This is a genomic window from Duganella violaceipulchra (assembly GCF_019166075.1).
Taxonomy (GTDB): domain Bacteria; phylum Pseudomonadota; class Gammaproteobacteria; order Burkholderiales; family Burkholderiaceae_D; genus Rugamonas; species Rugamonas violaceipulchra.
The window spans coordinates 1-6781 of sequence record NZ_JAHTGR010000050.1; the positions used below are offsets into that span (position 1 = coordinate 1).

Genomic DNA, 6781 nt, shown 5'->3' on the forward strand with positions numbered 1-6781 from the left:
TGATTTATCCAAAAGACGAGAGTAAACGCGAAAACGGCAAAGTTTACAAGGGCTGCCGCAACTCATTGAATGTAAACGGCTTTTTCAGCCAGTCGCTCGACGCTCAGGACTTGTGTATAACGGCGTGCCCTTAACCTTTGCGCCACCCGAGTGAATTCCGGCTCTTGACCCATCATGAACACGACGAAATGCACGTCTACCCTCTCCAGTTGATTGCCTATATCTTTTAGAAAGCAGAAGTCTTGGAGCGCCATTCCCTGGGCCTCGTCGATAAGCAGCACCACCATCTTTTCAGATCCGCCCAAACCTGCCTCTTCTAACGCGGCCCCAAGGCGTACTCGTAAATCGAATGTTTCACCTGCTATGTCCGTGATCCCCACGGTCAACAAGAAATTTTTAAAAAATGCTCGGATCGACGGCACTTGCTGGTTATCAACGATATGACGGAAGATCGGCACGTTGGGAAAAATCTTTCTCAACTCGTGCTCTGCCATGATGAGGCCGCGGCTCTTTCCATACCCGCTGGTCGCCGTAAAGCAGCATCCTAACTCCCGCAAAATAACCGCACGCCGCATCGCACCGACCATTTCTTTAATGGGTTCCGTCGGCAATACCAAGGTTTTACCAAAAAGCGGGTGCTTCGTTAACGAGAGAAGTTCGTTCGCTGAGCGCCCGTCGACGCTCGGGGGCTCACATGCGTCATCTGACCTATCAGGCTCGACATCTGGCTTCTCAGATACGCTAGCTTTCTTTTTCATGGCGTTACTCCGGCTGATGCAAGCTCTTAATGTTGAATGGGACATCCAGAAAAAGCGACTGCATCGAACTGCCTGGCTGCGCGGCCTCGCGATCACGCCGGACTGATGGCGTGCCGTTAGATTCATGCTCATTCAGGTGGCTTTGTGGCGCTTGCTTTGCGGCGGCTTTTGCGACTGCCAGAGCTGTCTTTCTAACGTTCGCCTTATTCATCCCGTTGGTGCCTTCTATCGCTGTAGCGGTAGCAAGTGTGCCTGCCCAGTCGTCTGAATGCATTTCTCGACGAGCTTTGCGCCGATGGTGGGTGCCTTCGCGATTTAAGATACTACGAACGCTCCAGCTTATTTCAACTTCTTGCCACCGATTCGGTGGCAACAGCTTCCCTAAAACTTCACCGGTTTCCACACAAACGGCATACGCTATACGAGCATCACGGAGCGAACTGTAGATTTTAAGATGCTGTCCTATCAGAGCAAAATCAGAACTGATGATCTCATTCGTGTACCGCCAAGGTCCTACTTTCGCGTAGGGGCGCTCACCCTTCTTGCGATTTCCACGTACCGTGACAATGTCGGTGTGATACATCAGTAACGGTAACTCCTGGGTAGTAGCAGGCAGCGGCGAAGGTATAAAGGTGCTTCCGTAGTTATCGATAGCAGCCGCCAGTGCGTCCATCGGCGAGCACATCATGAGAGCGCCGGTTGGGGAGGAATTTTGTAGCAAAATCTGATGTTCGAGCGCCGAAGTGATGTCGGATAATTTCAACTCAAATGCGACGGCATTTTGCTCAGGATTGTTTTTGCGCGAGTCCGACGGGCCAGAGCCGTAGGTGCAGGGACTACGTTGCAACCCTGAACGGGTGGTCTGACCGAACACCCTTTCGATTGTATCCCTGCCCCACCATGCTTTTACAGGCCCAAGATGAACGGCGCAGCCAATAGTATCAACTACGTTGTCTATCACATCAAAGGCTACGTTTGACCAACCGTTATCCATTCTCAAAATCGAAAACCCCTGCCCAGCTAGCTGCTCAAACATTTGGTTGGGAAACACTTTGTTTCCCAAGCCAATTGCGAGCGCGCAGCTCTTGCTTCCAGCAACCAGAGGAATGATTGCGGACTCAATAGTTTCCAGAACACTGTCCGCACTGGGGTTTATCTCTAGTGCCAGAACTGCACCGATAATCAGATCATATCGCTCTTCAACAATCGCTCCGATATACCACCTTGGCAAAGGAACCTTGATTTCTACACCGAAGGGATTGGTGATCGAGATCATTGAAGCGGAGTCTACTTTATGAAAGTCCAGTTGCACCGCGTTGAACGCACGCATTGTCGGGACAATGGGTTCTATGCCTCGGCCGACAGTAAGGCGCGCTGCAGCCTGATCGCCCGCGCGAGCTCTCACCCATTGTTCTGGATATCGAGAGCTCAATGAATTACAGTAGGATCGGAGTGCTTCAAGACCTTCGGTCTTGGTGCTAAGTGGCCATTCATTGGGTTGTAGTCCGTGTTCCTCCAGCCACCGTATGAACTTATTGTGGAGGTCGCAAATCCGCATTCTGACGTCCTGGAATTTGTTCTTTGGCTCCCGTGGTAGATAGAGTTCATGAACTAATTTTTGTAGCATCGGGTAGCGCTCAAACAGCTGACCCAGTGCACCAGTGCTCCCATTGTTCGCCTCCCCAGTTACACAAACAACTGGCGCGGTTCGTTCATAATTTTTGATGTGCATGTTCGGGGCCAGAGCGCGGAATCCCCAGATTCGTCCATCGGCAGCAACCTGGCAGCAGCGCTTAAGCAAACGATGAACTTCACTTCGGATTATTCCGCTATCTGCCGCAATTTGCGTATGTGGTTGCCCAGCGAGATACATCCGAATAGCCTGAATACGATTTGCAACCAGTATCTTGTCTTCACCAACGAAGCACTCAACATCCACTGCGGGCCATTCGGCGACTGGTAGGATTGAGCTTCGTTTGGAAAATCGGCTTCGGCCCATTACTGCTCTCCAAAACTGATCACGCTGTTTCGTGTTAGCGGCTCGCGAGCAGTATCAAAAGAAGCTGTACCTTTTTGCAGCATTGATGCGACTAAACCGAGCATCTTTCCTTTGTCAATCTGTGGCAGTGCTAAAAGTTCACCTAGGGAGCAGTTACGCGTTTTCGATACTGCGGCAGTGAGCACATCTACTTCGCCAAACAAATGCAATTTCCTGACTCGGTTCATCGCTGCACATAAAAATATCCAGTTATCAATGAGGATGCGCTGCTCGTAGAGCCATTCGTCAGTAACAATTCTGGTGCCATCTTTTTCAGCAACGTTTTCGAATTTGGACCGACGAGCCTTGGACCCGCGCAGTCGCACCGTATAGTAATTCGTGATTACTCCGTCAACGGATTGGGAACTGAGTTGGGGTTCAACCTTCTCAGCATTAAAGGCATTGTCAGTGGTGCCGCAGGGTGAGTAAGATCGAATTTGGAGGTTTGCTTCAAGTGTTATAGCCAGCAGATATAGGGGTTCACCCGACAACACAAATCTGCAGCCGTTTTTCGGCGATCGCATGTACCAAAGATCAACCTTCTTCCCAACAAGCTTACGTACGGAAAGTGGTGATGGTGTAGCTCCCTCAGCGGATTCAAATGCCCGGACTCGTTGCATGCCGCCCCCTTAAGGTCACTAAAGCATTAGGGCGCTAATTTGTACCGAGGAATTCTCGATCTCGTAACGATGTCCGACATTGCGCCCATCGCGGCTGGACAAAAACACCTCAAGTGACGTGTTCTCGCAAACGTTCACCCGACCGCTATCAAATCAATCTAGCAGGCACGAACAAGCGTAAAAGAAGTTTTTCAGTTTAGACAGCACTATCAGCTGGAAGTGTTGCTTACGAAAGACATCACCCAACTGTGTCTAAAGACTTGGATGGAATAAGCAGCCTCACCGCAAGCGCCCTAAATTGTGAGATGTGCTCATGCCGAAGCTCGATTTCCGGTCGAGGCAAAACATATGACAGTCGTTCCACGAAATTGACGGTTTCACAGCGAAGATTCCAGTGCCTCCGGCACTGTCAATTGTCTAAACATTTGCCTTTAGACGCTCACGAGCCGTACGATGAAGTAAAAGTGCCCGATTAACGGAAGTAAAAGTGACAATCCCCGAAGGTTTTGAAGTAAATCTGCCAATGGCTGTCTCAACGCGGCGTCTCCCAGGCGCCCGAACGTAGGCTGCCAGTCGCCTTCGCCAGATTGGAAATATTCGTCCAAATGGCCGCCATGGGCCGGCTGGCCTGCAGCGCCGCCTGCTCTGCGGCCATGACCAATATTTGCGCCGGCGCCTCGTCCAGCAAATGGTTTACGTGCGCGATAAAGGCTGACGGGAGCTCGCCCGAGGCGAAAATCGTGACGAGCGCCTCTTCAGGCATTTTTGTCCGATAGCTGACACTTCTGGTCCGGGCCGCCATGTGAATCCAGTTTCGCGGCCGCAAAGGTTGCAGGGTCACGGGATCGAGTCCGATAGCCCAGCACACCGCCGAGGTGTCGCCGTACCCGGACTCTTTCCCGATCATCCGAGCCATCTCGAGTGAGATTCCCAGCTCGGTGCACCGATCTATGATGATCTGACTGGTATCGATCCCCTAAGTCAATTTCGGCGGCCTTCAGTCGGCAACGTTTCATGGTTTTCCCCTGCACGCAACCTCAAAGGCGGATCCACTTCGTCCAGGAATTCGATGCGGCGCGGTGCAGCGAGACAACCAGGCAATTCGCGTTCGAAATCGGCGCGATACTGGCGCGGCAGATATTGCTCCAGGAAGTATTCTCGGGTGCACTTCCAGCTCTCGTAGACCACCAGCGTGTTGCAATCATTTTGGGCACGATGTAACGTGCAGTCCAAAAAGTCGGGTTCGCGGGACATGTCTCGCAGCACTTGCCGCACACCAGCCTCAAGCTCGGCATAGCGGTTCGCTCTGGCGGGCAAATGGACAATGAAGGTTAAACGACTCATTGTTGCTCTCCTTGGGCATAGGCCCAGCCGCTTGTCACAGCGATAACGGCCGTAGCCATGTTTAAGATAGACGGTTTTTTCATTTTTCGATTCCTTTGTAAGCGGCGGACAACTTGCGGAATGGACTGGCAAAGCGGTTCCGAGCATTGATTGTGGACGATAACTATTATCAGGTCAGTCCGCCCTTAGCTAGGTTAGGTAGTGGCGACCAGAAGCCGCCACGTGAAAAGGATCAGGCTGCGAAGCCACCGTCGATCAGCAGGTCCGCGCCGGTGACAAAGGCCGCGTCGGGACCGGCCAGGTAGGAGACCATGCCTGCAACTTCATCAGCGTGGCCGTGACGCTGCAGCGCCATTAGTCCGTGCAGGGCAGGAGCGAAATCGCCATTGGCGGGGTTCATATCGGTGTCGATTGGACCAGGCGCAACGTTGTTGACCGTGATATTTCTAGCACCCAGGTCGCGTGCCAGGCCTTTCACCAAGCCGGTCAGTGCTGCTTTGCTCATGGCGTAAGCCGCGCCCCCTGGGAAAGGCATGCGCTGAGCATTGGTGCTGCTGATGTTGATGATCCGGCCACCATCTTTCATGTGTGCGGCAGCTGCTTTCGCCGCGACGAAAACGGCGCGCACATTGACGGCCACAGTCTTGTCGAAGTCTTCGAGCGAGAACTGATCGACCGGGCCCATCAACAGCACACCAGCGCTGTTGACCAAGATATCCAGGCGGCCGAAACGAGCTGCGGCGTTGTTGATGGCATTGGTGAGTGCGGTGGCATCGCTGGCGTCAGCTCGGATTGCGATGGCAGTGCCGCCGGCAGCCTCGATTTCCGCAACCAGCGCTTCGGCGGCAATGGCCGAAGCTGCATAGCCGATGGCAACCTTGGCGCCTTCACGGGCCAAGCGGCGGGCTGTGGCGGCGCCGATGCCGCGCGAACCGCCGTTAATGAAAGCGACTTTACCGTTGAGATTGGTGCTCATGATTATTTCCTTTCGAAATGTATTAGTTGATGAGCACAGTATGTGCTTTCAAATTACTTCCCGGTAGCAGGCAATTGGCACTTACAGTTTCAACCAATGGTATAAAATTGGCGCCATGTATACTGAACTTAGCAGCTATCTGGATGCATTCATCGCTGCGTCCGACGAGGGCAGCTTCTCAGCCGCCGCGCGAAGGCTTGGGCTGACGCCGGCGGCTGTCAGCAAAAGCGTGGCCCGGCTGGAAAGCCAGTTGGGTGTGCGGCTATTCCAGCGGAGCACTCGCAGCTTGGCGCTGACCACCGACGGAGAGCGTCTGTATGGACAGGTGCGCCTACCCTGGAGCGAAATTGGCGACGCTCTGACCGATTTGCGCCAAGGGGCAGGCAAGCCCGCTGGCACATTAAAGGTCTCTATGGCACACACAGTGGGCCGCAATTATCTAGTGCCGTTACTGGATGAATTCGTTCTGCGATACCCCGACGTCGTGCTTGACTTACATTTTGATAACCGCCAAGTGGACTTGGTAGCGGAAGGATTCGACGTCGGTATAGGCGGCGGCATCGAACTGACAGAGGGATTGGTTGCGCGCGAGCTGTCTCGCGTGCGCGTCGTGCTAGTTGCCTCGCCTGATTATCTGCAACGCTTCCCGGCGCCGGACAATCCAGCCGAGTTGGTGCGGCATCGGGGATTGCTGCGCCGCTCACTCAGTTCGGGCCGATTGACGGCTTGGACTTTAAAAAATAGTGGCGGCCAAGAAATGGTTGCCACCGTACGTCCGGTCGCCGTCTTGGACGATCCGGAAGCGATCGCGCGCGCAGCGGCCTGCGGTATGGGCATTGCCATGTTACCTCTACCGCACGTCCTGCCCTTCTTGGAAAGCGGCGAACTAATGCGAGTGCTGGCCGACTGGTATGCGGACTGCTGTGGTCTAATTTGCCCGGACACCTCAATAGGTGGAAAATCCACCATCTGAGGAGTTAAAGCATGACAACAAGAAAACGTAAGACATTCGAGCCCAGCCTGAAGCTGGAAGTGGTGCGGATGA

Annotated in this window: 7 protein-coding genes; 1 reads left to right on the plus strand and 6 read right to left on the minus strand. The window is 53.5% G+C overall.

Going from position 1 to position 6781, the window contains the following annotated elements:
- Positions 1 to 62: 62 nt before the first annotated feature.
- From KVP70_RS32730 to KVP70_RS32755, 6 genes are all read right to left on the minus strand, one after another.
- Positions 63 to 758, minus strand: coding sequence for an ATP-binding protein (locus KVP70_RS32730; RefSeq protein ID WP_217946609.1), 696 nt, complete (start codon positions 756 to 758; stop codon positions 63 to 65).
- 4 nt (positions 759 to 762) lie between these two features.
- A complete protein-coding gene (locus KVP70_RS32735; protein ID WP_217946610.1) occupies positions 763 to 2757 on the minus strand; it encodes a helix-turn-helix domain-containing protein in 1995 nt (664 codons plus the stop codon).
- Positions 2757 to 3416, minus strand: coding sequence for a hypothetical protein (locus KVP70_RS32740; RefSeq protein ID WP_217946611.1), 660 nt, complete (start codon positions 3414 to 3416; stop codon positions 2757 to 2759). The genes KVP70_RS32735 and KVP70_RS32740 overlap by 1 nt, the downstream gene beginning before the upstream one ends.
- Before the next feature lie 532 nt (positions 3417 to 3948).
- The gene (locus KVP70_RS32745; protein WP_217946613.1) at positions 3949 to 4323 is read right to left on the minus strand and encodes a hypothetical protein; all 375 of its coding nucleotides are present in this window, start codon (positions 4321 to 4323) and stop codon (positions 3949 to 3951) included.
- 74 nt (positions 4324 to 4397) lie between these two features.
- The gene (locus tag KVP70_RS32750) at positions 4398 to 4760 is read right to left on the minus strand and encodes a putative quinol monooxygenase (protein WP_217946614.1); all 363 of its coding nucleotides are present in this window, start codon (positions 4758 to 4760) and stop codon (positions 4398 to 4400) included.
- A gap of 232 nt (positions 4761 to 4992) precedes the next feature.
- The gene (locus KVP70_RS32755; protein ID WP_217946615.1) at positions 4993 to 5736 is read right to left on the minus strand and encodes an SDR family oxidoreductase; all 744 of its coding nucleotides are present in this window, start codon (positions 5734 to 5736) and stop codon (positions 4993 to 4995) included.
- Positions 5737 to 5851: 115 nt separating this feature from the next.
- Here KVP70_RS32755 and KVP70_RS32760 point away from each other — a divergent pair, with 115 nt between their 5' ends.
- Positions 5852 to 6709: a LysR family transcriptional regulator gene (locus KVP70_RS32760; RefSeq protein WP_217946616.1), complete on the plus strand. Its 858-nt coding sequence runs from the start codon at positions 5852 to 5854 to the stop codon at positions 6707 to 6709.
- The last annotated feature ends 72 nt before the right edge of the window (positions 6710 to 6781 follow it).

Excerpts from the sequence above, each read along its gene's own strand:
- KVP70_RS32745 (WP_217946613.1), bottom strand. The coding sequence starts at position 4,323 with ATGATCGGGAAAGAGTCCGGGTACGGCGACACCTCGGCGGTGTGCTGG.
- KVP70_RS32760 (WP_217946616.1), top strand. The coding sequence starts at position 5,852 with ATGTATACTGAACTTAGCAGCTATCTGGATGCATTCATCGCTGCGTCC.
- KVP70_RS32755 (WP_217946615.1), bottom strand. The coding sequence starts at position 5,736 with ATGAGCACCAATCTCAACGGTAAAGTCGCTTTCATTAACGGCGGTTCG.
- KVP70_RS32750 (WP_217946614.1), bottom strand. The coding sequence starts at position 4,760 with ATGAGTCGTTTAACCTTCATTGTCCATTTGCCCGCCAGAGCGAACCGC.
- KVP70_RS32735 (WP_217946610.1), bottom strand. The coding sequence starts at position 2,757 with ATGGGCCGAAGCCGATTTTCCAAACGAAGCTCAATCCTACCAGTCGCC.
- KVP70_RS32730 (WP_217946609.1), bottom strand. The coding sequence starts at position 758 with ATGAAAAAGAAAGCTAGCGTATCTGAGAAGCCAGATGTCGAGCCTGAT.
- KVP70_RS32740 (WP_217946611.1), bottom strand. The coding sequence starts at position 3,416 with ATGCAACGAGTCCGGGCATTTGAATCCGCTGAGGGAGCTACACCATCA.